The organism is Desemzia sp. FAM 23988 (assembly GCF_045528365.1).
In the GTDB taxonomy this organism is placed as follows: domain Bacteria; phylum Bacillota; class Bacilli; order Lactobacillales; family Carnobacteriaceae; genus Desemzia.
On the sequence record NZ_JBGQQS010000003.1, the window covers coordinates 32568 to 47636 of the forward strand.

The following is a 15069-nucleotide window of genomic DNA, read 5'->3' on the forward strand; positions in this document are numbered from 1 at the left end:
AAAGTGGTGATAAAATGGCGACGATTAAAGAAATCGCTGAAAAAGCTGGTGTATCCAGCGCAACAGTTTCACGTGTATTGAATTATGATGAGAGTCTTTCCGTCAGCGATGATACTAAAAAACGCATTTTTGAGACAGCAGAAAATTTGAATTATTCTAAATTCCAAAAGAAGAAAAAGCTGAAACAAGGGAAAATTGCCATTGTACAATGGTATACAGAAAAAGAAGAACTCAATGATTTGTATTATTTATCGATCCGCTTAGGGGTGGAGAAAAAAGCAGCAGAAGAAGGGTATGAAATCGTTCGGCTGTTTCAAGACTCAAAGTCTGAGATAACTTCAGAGGTATCGGGGATCATAGCTATTGGGAAATTCAGTGAGCAAGAAATCAACAAGCTGAGTAAATGGACAAAAAATATTTGTTTTGTAGATTCAAATCAGCTGTCTCGTAAATTAGATTCTGTCGAAGTAGATTTTGAGCAGGCAGTTTCAGAAGTTGTGGATTATTTAATAGATCATGAACATCAGAAAATCGGTTTTATCGGAGGACAAGAAAGTTATGCAGATCAATCGGCTGTAGTTGCTGATAAACGACAAATGATTTTCGCACAGTTGCTCGATAAACAAGCCTTGTATAATGAAAAGTACTTTTTTGTGGCTGATTCTTATCATGTCAGTGAGGGGGAAAAAACGATGCAGCAAGCAATCGATTTTCTAGGTGATGACTTTCCAACGGCTTTTTTTGTAGCTAATGATGCATTAGCTATAGGTAGCTTAAGAACTCTGCAGGAAAATAGCGTGTCAGTTCCAGATGATGTATGTATTATCGGCTTTAACGATGCAAGTGTAGCGAAATATGTCTTTCCCACATTAAGCACGGTAAGAGTTGAAACAGAACTGATGGGAGAAACAGCGTTTGAACTTCTGATAGATCGGATGACTACAGAGCGAACAGTCGCTAAAAAAATTACTCTGACAACGGAATTGATGGTGCGAGAAAGTTCACAAAAATAATTGTTGCATGCAATAAAGAGAGCCTAATTAGACTCTCTTTTATTGTATACAGATAATAAACTTTGAGTGACTGCTTCTTCGGGCTATAAGTTCCTTAAAATTACTTAACCAACCCTGCTTTTTTAAAAGCATCATCTTGAGGTTCATAACCTATTGCGATTCTTGCTTGATCGATATCTAAGCGCGGGAATGTATTGTTGGATAGACCATTCACTACTAATGCTGGTTCTTTAAGTTCAGCTTTCAAGCAGCAATCCATTAAGTGACACATGTCACGATTGGATAAGTACATGGCTAATCCGCTGACATCTGTATTTGCGTCAAATTCGCTGTCGTCTTCTTTATAGTCTCCAATCCGTAAACCAATTGATTCCACGCCTTGTTCAAAAGCAAAATAAGAAGCTAGAGCTTCGATATAAACTTTTGATACACCATACAAGTCGCTAGGACGAGGGATATCAGAGATTTTTACTTGTACATTGGAAGGATAAGCATCTGAAGCATGAATAGAACTTGCATAGATGACACGTTTTAATGACGAACTTTTCGCTGCTGCATCAAATAAGTTGTATGGAAGTTTATAATTCAAGTCCAATAAACTATCATAAAAACCAGCAGTTGCATCTGCTTGTCCGGCCAATTGAATCACATAATCAATATCCTCTAACAGACCATCCCAACTGCTTTGTTCTACCAAATCTAATTCTTTGATTTCCATTTCTTTGAACAATTCTTTTTCCTTATCATCAAAGGATCGGTTTACTAACACTAATTCATGATTCGGATGTAAATGTTCAGCTAGATTTTTTCCGATACTTCCAGTAGCACCTGTGATTAAAATTTTTGCCATAGTCGTTCCTCCCGAAATTGAAATAATATTCAAGAAAAGTTATCTAAAAAAGGCAGACCAAAATTTCTTATGGTCTTGCCTTTTTTTGAATATCCATCAAATGTCATTCTTTTATTTATTATTCTGTGACAATAAAAGAATTCATCTTAGTGGTTGTCGTTTTTTTTATGATCCATATCATCTTTAAATTCGCCGACTTTTTTCTCTACGTCGCCTTTAGCTTTTTGTGCTTTTCCTTCGACTTGTTTGGACTTATCATCTGTCATATCGCCGTAAGTGTCTTTTGCGCCACCTACTGCTTTATCTTTTAGTCCTTCTGCTTTATCTTTCCAGCTTTCCTTTTTGTCTGCCATTCTTATTTCCTCCTCTTAGTAAATTTTATAAAAATAGGTTAAACCAATTGTTGGATCTGAATGCATGAACTATCTTATACCAAAATATTATCGCTTGAGAGGCAGAAAGGCAAATAAAAAGCCTTACAGGATAAAACTATGGTTGCAAAAGACAGAAAGTACGTAGTTGCTTAATATTCCCGCGTTTTTATGCTAAAATAATGGCATAGAGATTACGGAAATGAGGAAAATAGTGCATGAAATTATTGGCCATAGACACTTCTAATCAAGCAATGAGTATTGCAGTAATGGAAAACGAAACATTAATTGGCGAATTAACAACCAATTTAAAAAGAAACCACAGTGAACGTTTGATGCCTGCTATTGACGCATTAATGAAAGAACTGAGTTTGGAGATACAAGAAATCGATCGAGTTGCGGTGGCTAAAGGCCCAGGCTCTTATACTGGCTTACGAATTGGAGTAACAACTGCAAAAACGTTAGCTTGGACATTGAACATAGAATTAACAGGTATTTCTAGTTTGAAAGTCCTCGCTGCAAATGTAAATCCTACTGATCAGTATATTGTTCCTGTCATGGATGCCAGAAGAGGCAATATTTATACGGGATTGTATCAGTATCAAAAAGGTGTCCTGGTCGAGGCAGAGCCTAACACTCATATCTCAGCAGATAAATGGGCTGAATACTTGAGCCGCAAAGAAGGCCAATTTATTTTAGTAGGCGAAGACTATAGTAAACATTTGGAAACATTTGAAAAACAGTTAATGGGACGTGTCAGTATTGCATCACCGCAACAACAAGTACCAAAAGCTAGTGTGCTGGGAATATTAAGCTTAGCTAGTGAAGTTGAGGAGGTTCATACTTTTACTCCCGATTACTTGAAATTAGCTGAAGCTGAAGAAAATTGGCGTGCTGCACATCCTGATTTAGTGGAGGATAACTATGTTGAAAAAATTTAGAGATTGGTTAACCAGTGGAGTAAGTACAGTGTCTATTTCAGAAACGATACCTAAAACGAAAGTTTCCCATCGAGTTCAGCTTAGTCAGTCTCATCTTATCTTGGGTGATGGAGCAATGTTTGAAACAGCGATTGGGGAGGACCGGGATGTAGAAACCTTATTGGCTATCCAGACCGCTTGTTACAATGGAGAGACGCCTTGGAACGCTTCTGCACTGCACCACGAATTAAAGCGAAATACAAATGCATTGTATATTGTGATTCGCCAAATTTCAAAACCAGTAGCCTTTATTGGTGCTTGGTTAGTGGAAAAAGAAGCTCATATCACCAATGTAGCAGTTGTTCCAGAATTTCAACGAAAAGGAATCGCTACATGGATGATACAGGAATTAGAGCGTATATCCGCGGCAGAAGGCATGGAAGTTCTCAGTTTAGAAGTGCGTGTATCCAATGAAAAAGCACAACGTTTGTATCACCAATTAGGATTTTCAGAAGGAAAAGTCAAAAAATTCTATTATTCAAACGATCATGAAGATGCTCTTGAAATGAGCAAACAACTTGTAAAAAGCGAGGTAGCCAGCCTTGAAAGATAATCAAGATTTATCAAGGTTTGGAGATGTACATCTATCTTTTGAACCAACAGATATCCCCCCTCCCAACAAGTTATTCGAACTGGCAAATGAAAATTACAGCACAGGCTCACCTTGGAGTGTCAGTGGGTTTGCAGAGGATTTAAAAACAGCTCATGCTTATTATGGAATGGTCTTATCTGATAAAGAATGTGTCGGTTTTGTAGGCTACCACAGCCTATTAGGAGAAGCTGAAATCACTAATTTTGTAGTAGCGAAGAACTTTCAGCGACGAGGGATAGCTTTAAGGCTGCTGCGAAGTTGCCTAGAAAAACTGTCTGCTGAGAAGGTTGAACAAGTCTTTCTAGAAGTTCGTGAAAGCAATCAAAGCGCAATCGGTTTGTATCAAAAAAGCGGATTTATGAATATCGGTACACGAAAGAATTATTATGCACAATCTAAAGAAAATGCTGTGATTATGCAACTAACCCTTAAATAACTTAAAGTCTAAAATGAGAAAGAGTGAAATAAATTAAAATGGAAAAGAAATTGATTCTTGCTATTGAATCGAGTTGTGATGAAACAAGCGCATCGGTTGTAGAAAATGGAGATACTGTTTTATCCAATATCGTAGCTTCCCAAATAAAAAGTCATATGCGTTTTGGAGGAGTTGTTCCAGAGATTGCCAGCCGGCACCATGTAGAACAGATTACACAGATCATTGAAGAAGCGATGGAAGAAGCTGACGTTACCTATGAAGATCTAGCTGGAGTAGCCGTCACTGAAGGACCTGGTTTAGTTGGTGCTTTATTGATCGGAGTAAATGCTGCCAAAGCAATTGCTTACGCACACAAATTACCTTTAATCGCTGTCAATCATATGGCCGGTCACATCTATGCCAATAAATTTGTGCACACTATGAGATTCCCACTAATGGCGCTTGTAGTAAGCGGTGGGCATACTGAATTGGTTTATATGGCTGAAGACGGTTCTTACGAAATTGTAGGCGAAACCCGAGATGACGCAGCCGGAGAAGCGTATGACAAAATCGGCCGTGTTCTAGGACTGCCGTATCCGGGTGGGAAAGCTATCGATCAAATGGCCCATGAAGGCCAAGACGTTTACAATTTTCCAAGAGCTATGATCAAAGAAGATAATTATGATTTTAGTTTCAGCGGACTGAAAAGTGCTTTTATCAATAAAGTGCATAACGCTCAACAAAAAGGGGAAGAATTGAATAACAATGATTTAGCGGCTAGCTTCCAAGCTAGTGTGGTCGAAGTATTGGTCACAAAAACTCTGCGAGCTGCTAAAGAATATCGTGTCAAACAGCTTCTTTTAGCAGGCGGTGTAGCAGCTAATAAAGGTTTGAGAGAAGCTCTTACGAAAGCTATGAAAGAAGAACTTCCTGAAGTAGAGTTGGTTATTCCGCCACTCTCTCTATGTGGAGATAATGCCGCTATGATCGGGGCTGCGGGATTTGTGGAACTGACTAAACATCAATTTGCAGGATATGAGTTGAATGCAAAACCTGGTCTATTGTTAGGCTGATTCTCAATAAAAGATAAATTAACTGAAAGTTAGAAATTTCCGCTACTCTAATTTTCGGTTTTTTTGTATTTATATTAATAATAAGGACTTTTTATTTTATTTTAAGTTTAAAACACGAACTATAAATTATAATACGATTAGAAATGTAAAGTTTTTAAATCTTTGCTTATTTTTTTGTTGTAAGATGTGTTCATGAAAGATCATACGAAACAAAAAACTTTGGGGGTAAAGAGTGTGAATAAAAGAAAAGTAACAGGAATAATGTCATTCGGATTAGTTTCGGGATTAATGCTTGCAGCTTGTGGAAACAAAACAGAAGCAACAGATAACGGCAGCACAGAATCTATAGAAACGAGCGATTATTCCATTGTGATGGTAACTGACAGTGGTGGAGTTGATGATGGTTCCTTTAACCAATCTGCATGGGAAGGTATGATTGAGTGGGGGGAAGAAACAAATGGTCTTGAAGGTGAGAACTATGCGTACATTGCTTCTAATGAAGATTCAGAATACATACCCAACTTAAATCAAGCCATCATGAATGACTTTGATATCATTTTTGGTGTTGGATTTAAATTAAAAGATTCTATTAAAGAAATTGCTGCAGGCAATCCTGAGCAGCAATTTGTGATTACCGATGATAGTATAGAAGGACTTGATAATGTAGCTTCAGTTCTTTTTAAAGATCAAGAAAATGCATTCCTAGCAGGAGTTTCTGCTGCACTATCAACTGAAACAGGGAAAATCGGATTTGTAGCTGGACAAGAAAGTGAAGTTTTAGATCGATTTGAAGCCGGCTTTTTAGCAGGAGTTCAGGCAGCGGATCCAAGTGTTGAAGTTCAAGTAGAGTATGTCGGCTCTTTTGCAGATACATCAAAAGCCAGACAAATTGCCGCAGGAATGTATTCTAACGGAATCGATGTGATTTACCAAGGAGCAGGAGATGCTGGTAATGGTGTCTTTTCTGAAGCAAGAGATCGTATGAATGCCAACCCGGATGAGCAAATTTGGGTCATCGGTAGTGATCGTGATCAAACAGAAGAAGGGAACTATGGAGGCGGTAATTTAACATTAACGTCTTCCATTAAAGGTTTAGGAACAGCTATCAAATCAGTTGCGCATGATACAATGGAAGGCAATTTCCCAGGAGGTAAAATCACTCAATTAGGACTGAAAGAAGAGGCTATCTATATGACACGAGGCAATTTGAGCGAAGAGGTCTGGACAGCTGTTGAAGAATTCAAAGAGCAAATTATCAATGGAGACATTGTTGTACCGACAAATCCTGATGAAGTGACTGCGCCAGAATAAAGGCATGCGAACGGGTACAAATTTGAAGACATTTGCAGGAGGAAACGATGAAAAGAGTCATTATTGATACAGATACAGCTGGAGACGATACAATAGCTATTCTAACAGCGCTGCACTACTTTAAAGTTGAAGGAGTAACGGTGGCTGGAGGGAATGTCGACTTTGAACAAGAAGTAGAAAATGCGCTTTACACAGTTCAAATGGCAAAATCTGACTACCATGTGCCGGTATACAAAGGCTATGAAAGACCCATTATGGCAGTTGGAGTAGAGAAGCATATTACGATTGAGGATATTCATGGGAAATATGGCATGGGCGATTCTTATTTTGAAAAAACCGAACAACGTCCTGAAAAAGAACACGCTGTTGATTTCATTATTGATACAGTCAAAGCAAACCCCGGCGAGATCTCTTTATTGGCGATTGCTCCTCTAACCAATATTGCGATGGCCATCAAAAAAGATCCTACAATTGTTAAAGACATCCCTCATCTTTATATTATGGGAGGTTTAAACAATACGTTAGGAAATATTACGGCAGCAGCAGAGTATAATTTCTATGTAGATCCAGAAGCTGCCAGAATTGTCATGCATTCTGGTGTTCCTATCACTATGGTGGGCTGGGATATGTGTAAAAAACATTCCGTAATGAAAAAAGAGGACCAAACGGAGATTCAAGCGCTAGGAACAGCAGGATCTAAATTTTACATGGATGTAAATAGTGCAGTTATACGTTATGATCAAGAAATTCATAAGTTAGACGGGATTACTCACCCTGATACATTACTCGTTGCTATAGCTGCAGATGAAAGTATCATGACAGGCTCTGATATGTATTATGTAGATATTGAAGTACATGGTGAGCTGACCAGAGGCTACGATTTAGTGGATGTCTCAAACTTTACCGGCAAAACACCGAATGTGCGTGTGTGTGAAGAAGTAGATAGAGACAAATTTAAAGCCAGTTTATTAGATGTTTTAAAAGCTATTTAGATAGAAAAAGAAGCAGCGACCTCCAAGTTAGAGTGAAATCTAATTTTTTGTGGGGGTTGCTTTTTCTGTGGCGGAGTAAAGGGTGTATTTTGAAGTGAGTTTGAACATCAAGGTTAAAGTTGTCTTGATGAAGAAAGAGGCTTGAACATCAAGGTTAAAACCGCCTTGATGAAGAATTGAGATTGAACATCAAGAGTAAAACCGTCTTGATGAAGAAAGAGGCTTGAACATCAAGGTTGAAGTTGTCTTGATGAAGAAAGAGGCTTGAACATCAAGGTTAAAACCGCCTTGATGAAGAATTGAGATTGAACATCAAGAGTAAAACCGTCTTGATGAAGAATTGAGATTGAACATCAAGAGTAAAACCGTCTTGATGAAGAATTGAGATTGAACATCAAGAGTAAAATCGTCTTGATGAAGAAAGAGGTTTGAACATCAAGGTTAAAACCGCCTTGATGAAGAATTGAGATTGAACATCAAGAGTAAAACCGTCTTGATGAAGAAAGAGGCTTGAACATCAAGGTTAAAACCGCCTTGATGAAGAATTGAGATTGAACATCAAGAGTAAAACCGCCTTGATGAAGAATTGAGATTGAACATCAAGAGTAAAACCGTCTTGATGAAGAAAGAGGCTTGAACATCAAGGTTAAAACCGCCTTGATAAAGAATTGAGATTGAACATCAAGAGTAAAACCGTCTTGATGAAGAAAGAGGTTTGAACATCAAGGTTAAAACCGCCTTGATGAAGAATTGAGATTGAACATAAAAAGTAAGATTGGCTGGTTTGAGTCCGGTATTCAACCGAACTCAAACCAGCCAATCAGCTGTATAATAAGAACTCTAACTATTAGGGCACCAAGCCAACCCGAGCTTCTTATTTAAAGGACTTCTTAGATTAATTCTTCAAGAGTTAACGTCGTTTCTTCCCATTCTTCCATGAGTGTTTCATACTGTTCATTCAACAGTTGAAGTTTATCATTGATTTCTTGGACTTTTAAATGATCTTCATAGACTTCTGGTTTGGTCAATTCAGTTTCTAAATTTTCGATACTAGGCTCCAATTCAGAAGTTTCCTGTTCAATGGCTTCGATTCGACGGGTCAGCTGTCGAACCAATTTTTGATTTTCTTTATTGATTTCACGTTTTTTTGAAGGGGCGGTAGAAGCGGAATCTTTCCCAGAACTGTTTTCCGTTCCCTGTGCTTCTTCATCTGCAAGTCGTTTCAATTCTTCTTGCTCAGCTTTTTTTTCTAGGTAGTAATCATAATCGCCTAAGTAAGCTGTGCTTCCTTCTGCAGACAGTTCAATTACTTTAGACGCAATCCGATTGATGAAATAGCGGTCATGAGAAACAAAAAGCAGTGTGCCGTCGAAATCGATCAACGCATTTTCAAGTACTTCTTTACTATCTATATCTAAATGATTTGTAGGTTCATCCAGAATTAAGAAGTTGTCTTGATTCATAGACAATTTAGCTAATGCCAAACGAGCTTTTTCTCCACCGCTTAAAGAAGTGACGGCTTTTTCAACATCTTCTCCGGAAAATAAAAAGCTGCCTAAAATAGATCGGATATCTTTTTCGGGAGTAGTAGGGTGTTCATCCCAAAGTTCGGCCAATACAGATTTAGAAGAATGCAATTCAGCTTGTTCTTGATCGTAATAGCCAACTTCCACATTTGTTCCGTATCGCTTTTCACCTTTCATAAGAGGGAGTTCTTCGAGTAAGGATTTCAGCAGTGTGGATTTTCCCACACCATTTGGTCCGACTAAAGCTATAGCATCGTATTTTCGGATATCCATATTGATCGGTTCAGATAAAATCGTTTGGTCATATCCGATAGCTCCGTTTTCTAATGACATCACGACATTTCCGCTTTCTTTGGCAGGATGGAAGCTGAATGTAGCTGATTTTTCTTCGCCTTGAGGTTTATCTAAACGGTCTATTTTTTCCAATTGTTTCCGACGACTCTGAGCACGTTTGGTAGTAGAAGCGCGGACTAAGTTGCGGTTTACAAAATCTTCTAACTTGGTAATTTCTTTTTGCTGTTTCTCAAATTCTTTCCATTCTTTTTCAAGTTGTGCAGCTTTCAAGTCTAAATATTTACTATAATTTCCTTTATAATGGTGCATTTTTTGACGGCTTAAGTCATAGACTTCATTAACTACTTTATCTAAGAAATAACGGTCATGAGAAACGATCAGCAACGCACCAGTATAAGTTTGCAAGTAGTTCTCTAACCAGTTTAATGTTTCGATATCCAAATGGTTGGTAGGCTCATCTAAAATCAATAAGTCTTTTTTTTGCAACAATAATTTCGCTAAAGCTAAACGCGTTTTTTGGCCACCTGAGAGTTGATTGATGGATTTAGCATAATCCTCTTCAAAAAAGCGGAAACCATGTAAAACAGAGCGGATCTCTGCTTCATAACCATAACCATTTTGCTCTCGAAAATCGTGCTGCATTTGATCATACTGTTTTAAGGTTTCATGATAGAGTTCCTCATCGGCTAATAAAGAAGGATCCCCTAACATTTCTTCGGTATGACGCATTTTCTTTTCTAATTGGATCACATGTTGGAAAACTTCCAACATTTCATCCCAAATGGATTGAGTAGAGTCAAGGCCAGTATTTTGTGCTAAGTAGCCGATAGTCACTTGTTTTCCTTTTGAAATTTGTCCAGCATCCGGAGGTTCAATATCTGCGATGATTTTTAACAGAGTTGATTTGCCGGCACCGTTTCGTCCCACAAGGGCAATACGTGAATTTTCTTGTACTTCTAAATAAATATTCTCAAACAATACATCTGCACCAAAATAACGTGCAACGTGTTGAGCTTGTAATAGAATCATTTTGTTGTCCTCATTTCTTATCTCTGCTCTTTCACTTAGTTTAGCATATTCTGTCTTTAAGTGGGAGAGTGTCTGGAAGGCTGGACTAACAAAAAGAAAGCCGGTTCACAATGTTCTTTGTGAATTTTGTATGGATAAGAAAATAAGCGAAAAAAAATATTGAAATGACCGTTTAAAAAAGCTGGTAATTTAATAAGAAGATGTTATAATCTTATTATGTGAAACTCGACAATTTGTGAAACAAATAATTTGTTAACGAATATTGTGAATTTTGAATAAAAGAAAGTGAGTGAAGTGAACGATGGGTTCAACGAATACAATACCCAAAGCGACGGCAAAGAGATTACCGATTTATTATAGATATTTACGGTATTTGCATGAAGATGGAAAAGAACGTGTGTCATCAACTGAATTAAGTGAAGCTGTGAAAGTAGATAGCGCTACGATTCGACGCGATTTTTCATATTTCGGAGCTCTAGGAAAAAGAGGTTATGGATACGATGTTGAAACGCTGATGCATTTTTTCAGTAAAACATTGAAACAAGACCGACTAACGAACGTGGCATTAATTGGTGTGGGTAACTTAGGACATGCTTTATTAAATTACAATTTCCATCAAGGGAACAACATGCGCATCAGTGCTGCCTTTGATATCAACAAGGATATTGTAGGAACGATTCAATCTGGAGTACCGGTTTATCCAATGGAAGACATGGTACAACAGTTGAAAATGCAACAAATCGATGTAGTTATGCTGACTGTACCTACTTCAGCAGCTCAAGATGCTGCAAATAATCTCGTTGAAGCTGGCGTTAAAGGAATACTGAACTTTACACCGATTCGTATTTCCGTACCAGAAGAAGTTCGAGTACAAAACGTGGATTTAGCGAATGAATTGCAGACTCTTATCTATTTTATCGATCACTATAAAGCAGACTCAGACAGTGATGATACTTTATTGCTATTAGATTAAAAAAAGCAACAAACCTATTTACGGTTTGTTGCCTTTTTTTAGTTTGAGATAGATTTGTAAAATCTTCGTAGCTCTTACCACATCTCGTGTGGCAAACAATACAAAAATGATAGAGAAGAATCCCCAACCAAATTCACCAACGTAGTCAATTGCAAACCAGATAAAAATAGCTGCAAGAACATAATTGAAAACAATTTGAATAATAAAATCTCTTTTTTTCATGAACGTTAAAAGTTCCTTTCTACTATAAACACTATTAGTATAGCCATAAGTTAGCTACTGTAACGGTAGCATTCATTAAAGCGTGAGCAATAATTGGAGCAGCAATCGATTTTGTTTTCCAGTACAAATAGCAGAAAACAAACCCCATAATCGAATAAAGCAAGTAATGACCATCAAAGTGAATAAAGGCAAATATCAATGAACTGATCACAGCAGCACCGATTCCTCCAGTAATGTCATAAAGATAACCAAAGATAGCTTTCCTAAATACAAACTCTTCCATAATAGGACCAAAGATAGCTACTAGAATCAAGAAAATAGGGTATTTATTCACAGTGAAAACGAGCTCTGCAGTGTTTTGTGACCCTAAAGGTGTATTGAGCAAGAATGTTTCGATAAATACAGCTAAGTATTGACCAACAAAAGCTAAAAACATTCCTCCTACTCCCCAAAAAACAATCGATTTTTTAGAATTGCTGGGCGTTTTCTCTAGACTATTATCAAATGTAGACCGATGATTAACGATAAACATTAGGATAGCTCCAATCACGAAACCGGCGATAGTACCATAAATGCTGGCGTCTGCTACAGCTTTAGCTGGTACAAAAAACAACACTATCACTGGGAAAAATTGAGCTATAATATAGATGAGAATGATTTTTGCATATGGAGACTTAATTAAATTCTTCATGTGTTTAAAACCTTCTTTAAGTAATTATTTACAGTTGCACTAAAAAAGAACAAGACTATATAAAGTGAGCAATGCACCTTTGTAATGGTACTGCATTTGGACGTAAAACAGTTTTAAAAAAAGATGTTCAATAAACAGTATAACATAAGTCTCATACCACTAAAGCAATTTTTGCTTTCTTCTTGAAGTATTTCTTCCTTAAATAAAAGGGCACTCTTTTTCTTTTTCAAGAGTAAAAAATACTTGCAAAATTTTTACAGTTTGATATGATGAAGAAGTGATTTAGCACTCTTTTAGAGTGAGTGCTAACAAAGAAAAACTATAATTGGAGGGATTTACGTGTTAAGACCTTTAGGAGATCGTGTCATCATTAAAGTCACAAAAGAAGAAGAAACAACAGCAAGTGGTATCGTTTTGGCTGGTACAGCAAAAGAAAAACCACAAACTGGTGAAGTAGTTGCTGTTGGTGCTGGGCGTATACTCGATAACGGAACAAAAGCTGAGCTTTCAGTTGTCGTTGGAAATACAGTATTTTTCGAAAAATACGCTGGTTCTGAAGTGAAGTATGATGGTACTGAATATTTAGTGATCAAAGAGAGCGATATCATCGCAATCGTAGACTAAACGTAAATAAAGACATGTACACGAATAAAAATCAATCTGATGAGGTGAAAGAAAATGACTAAAGATATTAAATTTTCTGAAGACGCACGTGCTGCATTATTACGTGGAGTAGATAAATTAGCAGATACTGTTAAAGTAACACTTGGACCCAAAGGAAGAAATGTAGTTTTAGACAAATCTTACGGTTCGCCATTAATCACTAATGATGGAGTGACGATCGCAAAAGAAATCGAATTAGAAGACCGCTTTGAAAACATGGGAGCTCAATTAGTTTCTGAAGTAGCTTCAAGAACCAATGATACAGCTGGTGATGGTACAACTACTGCCACTGTTTTAACCCAAGCGATTGTTCGCGAAGGAATGAAAAACGTTACTGCAGGCGCAAACCCGGTAGGGATTCGAGCTGGAATTGAATTAGCCACTAAAGTAGCTGTTAAGGAATTATTAGCTGTTTCTCGTAAAGTGGAAACAAAAGAATCCATTTCACAAATCGCTTCTATCTCTTCAGGAGATCCAGAAATCGGTGCTTTATTAGCAGACGCTATGGAAAAAGTGGGCAACGATGGTGTTATCACGATCGAAGAATCTAAAGGAATCGAAACTGAACTAGATGTTGTAGAAGGTATGCAATTTGATCGTGGATACTTGTCACAATACATGGTTACAGATAACGATAAAATGGAAGCTAACTTAGAAAATCCATACATTTTGATTACCGATAAAAAAATCTCAAACATTCAAGATATTCTTCCATTATTGGAACAAATCTTGCAACAAGGTCGTCCGTTGTTGATTATTGCTGAAGATATTGATGGCGAAGCATTGCCTACATTAGTCTTGAACAAATTACGCGGTACCTTCAATGTTGCAGCTGTTAAAGCTCCTGGATTTGGGGATCGTCGTAAAGCGATGTTAGAAGACATTGCTATTTTAACTGGTGGTACTGTAATCACAGAAGACCTAGGTCTTGAATTGAAAGATACTACAGTAGAACAATTAGGACATGCAAGTAAAGTGGCTGTTACTAAAGATGCGACAACTATTGTAGAAGGCGCTGGTTCAACAGATACGATCAGCCAACGTGTAGCATTATTGAGAGCTCAAGCAGAAGAAACAACTTCTGAATTTGACAAAGAAAAATTACAAGAACGTATTGCAAAATTAGCTGGTGGAGTTGCCGTTATTCGTGTGGGTGCTGCAACAGAAACTGAATTAAGAGAACGTAAATTACGTATTGAAGATGCTTTGAATGCAGCACGTGCAGCTGTTGAAGAAGGAATCATCGCTGGTGGTGGGACTGCTTATATCAACGTTCAAAGCAAAGTTGCTGAAATTGAAGCTGTAGGCGACGTTGCAACAGGTGTGAAAATCGTTGTTCGTGCGTTAGAAGAGCCAATTCGCCAAATCGCTGCAAATGCAGGAATGGAAGGTTCAGTAATTGTTGAAAAAATGAAAACTGCTGAACCAGGTGTTGGATACAATGCGGCAACAGACGAATGGGTAAACATGATTGAGGCTGGAATTACAGACCCAACTAAAGTGACTCGTTCAGCTCTACAAAATGCTGCAAGTGTAGCGGCATTATTGTTAACGACTGAAGCCGTAGTAGCAGATCATCCAGAACCAGCAGCACCAGCAGCTCCAGGAATGGACCCAAGCATGGGCGGTATGATGTAAGAAAGTTATTTTAAGATTATTGAACAAGGGAGTGAGGCAAAAGCCTCACTCCCTTGTTTTTTTCGATTATTTTCAGTTCTCCACTATTTAACGTTGGTAAGTAAAAATTCATTTCTTTACCAATGTTAGAATATACGAGAATTTTAGTGTTTATGGTTATCTCTGGATAGTAATCCAAAAAATTTCAAGCAGTATAAAGCACATAGACCAACGATGATATACACAATTTTAGATAAGAGAGTGTCTTGTCCGCCAAATAAAGTAGCTACTAAGTCAAATTCAAAAAGTCCAACCAACAACCAATTCAAACCACCAACGATCAATAAAGCTAAAGCAATACTGTCTAGAGTTTTCATCCGGTATCCCTCCCTGTTTAGTATGACTTTTAAATCACTCTAAAAATAACAGGGATACTGTTGATTGTCCAATGAATTGA

Annotated in this window: 16 protein-coding genes; 10 read left to right on the plus strand and 6 right to left on the minus strand. The window is 37.6% G+C overall.

All coding sequences use genetic code 11. The features are described 5' to 3' along the window. Positions 1-14: 14 nt before the first annotated feature. Positions 15-1013, plus strand: a complete 999-nt coding sequence (locus ACEN4L_RS02715; RefSeq protein WP_407095816.1) for a LacI family DNA-binding transcriptional regulator — start codon at positions 15-17, stop codon at positions 1011-1013. A 100-nt stretch (positions 1014-1113) separates the two neighbouring features. On the opposite strand, the gene ACEN4L_RS02720 is transcribed toward ACEN4L_RS02715, so the two are convergent. Beyond that, on the minus strand, positions 1114-1863 hold the full coding sequence (locus tag ACEN4L_RS02720; protein WP_407095817.1) for an NAD-dependent epimerase/dehydratase family protein: 750 nt from the start codon (positions 1861-1863) through the stop codon (positions 1114-1116). A gap of 146 nt (positions 1864-2009) precedes the next feature. After that, positions 2010-2216 carry a CsbD family protein gene (locus ACEN4L_RS02725; RefSeq protein ID WP_407095818.1) on the minus strand — a complete coding sequence of 69 codons (207 nt, stop codon included), beginning with the start codon at positions 2214-2216 and terminating at the stop codon, positions 2010-2012. A 236-nt stretch (positions 2217-2452) separates the two neighbouring features. On the opposite strand from ACEN4L_RS02725, the gene tsaB reads away from it, so the two are divergent. From tsaB to ACEN4L_RS02755, 6 genes are all read left to right on the plus strand, one after another. Next, positions 2453-3175, plus strand: a complete 723-nt coding sequence (gene tsaB / locus ACEN4L_RS02730; RefSeq protein ID WP_407095819.1) for a tRNA (adenosine(37)-N6)-threonylcarbamoyltransferase complex dimerization subunit type 1 TsaB — start codon at positions 2453-2455, stop codon at positions 3173-3175. Then, positions 3159-3767 (plus strand): ribosomal protein S18-alanine N-acetyltransferase, encoded by a 609-nt coding sequence (rimI, locus tag ACEN4L_RS02735; protein WP_407095820.1) that lies wholly within the window; start codon positions 3159-3161, stop codon positions 3765-3767. The genes tsaB and rimI (ACEN4L_RS02735) overlap by 17 nt, the downstream gene beginning before the upstream one ends. Next, on the plus strand, positions 3757-4242 hold the full coding sequence (gene rimI / locus ACEN4L_RS02740; protein ID WP_407095821.1) for a ribosomal protein S18-alanine N-acetyltransferase: 486 nt from the start codon (positions 3757-3759) through the stop codon (positions 4240-4242). Before rimI (ACEN4L_RS02735) ends, rimI (ACEN4L_RS02740) begins: the two co-directional genes overlap by 11 nt. Before the next feature lie 38 nt (positions 4243-4280). Further along, on the plus strand, positions 4281-5294 hold the full coding sequence (gene tsaD / locus ACEN4L_RS02745; protein WP_407095822.1) for a tRNA (adenosine(37)-N6)-threonylcarbamoyltransferase complex transferase subunit TsaD: 1014 nt from the start codon (positions 4281-4283) through the stop codon (positions 5292-5294). A 234-nt stretch (positions 5295-5528) separates the two neighbouring features. Continuing rightward, on the plus strand, positions 5529-6605 hold the full coding sequence (locus ACEN4L_RS02750) for a BMP family protein (protein WP_407095823.1): 1077 nt from the start codon (positions 5529-5531) through the stop codon (positions 6603-6605). Between the two features lie 47 nt (positions 6606-6652). Next, complete coding sequence (locus ACEN4L_RS02755; RefSeq protein WP_407095824.1) at positions 6653-7597, plus strand: nucleoside hydrolase; 945 nt, start codon at positions 6653-6655, stop codon at positions 7595-7597. Positions 7598-8487: 890 nt separating this feature from the next. Here ACEN4L_RS02755 and ACEN4L_RS02760 read toward each other — a convergent pair. Further along, the gene (locus ACEN4L_RS02760; RefSeq protein ID WP_407095825.1) at positions 8488-10446 is read right to left on the minus strand and encodes an ABC-F family ATP-binding cassette domain-containing protein; all 1959 of its coding nucleotides are present in this window, start codon (positions 10444-10446) and stop codon (positions 8488-8490) included. Positions 10447-10747: 301 nt separating this feature from the next. Between ACEN4L_RS02760 and ACEN4L_RS02765 the strand changes: the two genes are divergently transcribed. Then, on the plus strand, positions 10748-11419 hold the full coding sequence (locus tag ACEN4L_RS02765; RefSeq protein WP_407095826.1) for a redox-sensing transcriptional repressor Rex: 672 nt from the start codon (positions 10748-10750) through the stop codon (positions 11417-11419). A gap of 18 nt (positions 11420-11437) precedes the next feature. Here ACEN4L_RS02765 and ACEN4L_RS02770 read toward each other — a convergent pair whose 3' ends face one another. Then, positions 11438-11641 carry a YdiK family protein gene (locus ACEN4L_RS02770; RefSeq protein WP_407095827.1) on the minus strand — a complete coding sequence of 68 codons (204 nt, stop codon included), beginning with the start codon at positions 11639-11641 and terminating at the stop codon, positions 11438-11440. A gap of 34 nt (positions 11642-11675) precedes the next feature. Beyond that, on the minus strand, positions 11676-12332 hold the full coding sequence (locus ACEN4L_RS02775) for a CPBP family intramembrane glutamic endopeptidase (protein ID WP_407095828.1): 657 nt from the start codon (positions 12330-12332) through the stop codon (positions 11676-11678). A 339-nt stretch (positions 12333-12671) separates the two neighbouring features. Here ACEN4L_RS02775 and groES point away from each other — a divergent pair, with 339 nt between their 5' ends. Together groES and groL are read left to right on the plus strand one after the other, a co-directional pair. Then, a complete protein-coding gene (gene groES, locus ACEN4L_RS02780; protein WP_407095829.1) occupies positions 12672-12956 on the plus strand; it encodes a co-chaperone GroES in 285 nt (94 codons plus the stop codon). A gap of 54 nt (positions 12957-13010) precedes the next feature. Beyond that, positions 13011-14633 (plus strand): chaperonin GroEL, encoded by a 1623-nt coding sequence (gene groL, locus ACEN4L_RS02785; protein WP_407095830.1) that lies wholly within the window; start codon positions 13011-13013, stop codon positions 14631-14633. 143 nt (positions 14634-14776) lie between these two features. Here the strand turns inward: groL and ACEN4L_RS02790 are convergent, their stop codons facing one another. Then, entirely contained in the window at positions 14777-14989 is a 213-nt protein-coding gene (locus ACEN4L_RS02790) for a DUF378 domain-containing protein (protein ID WP_407095831.1), read from the minus strand. Positions 14990-15069: the final 80 nt, after the last annotated feature.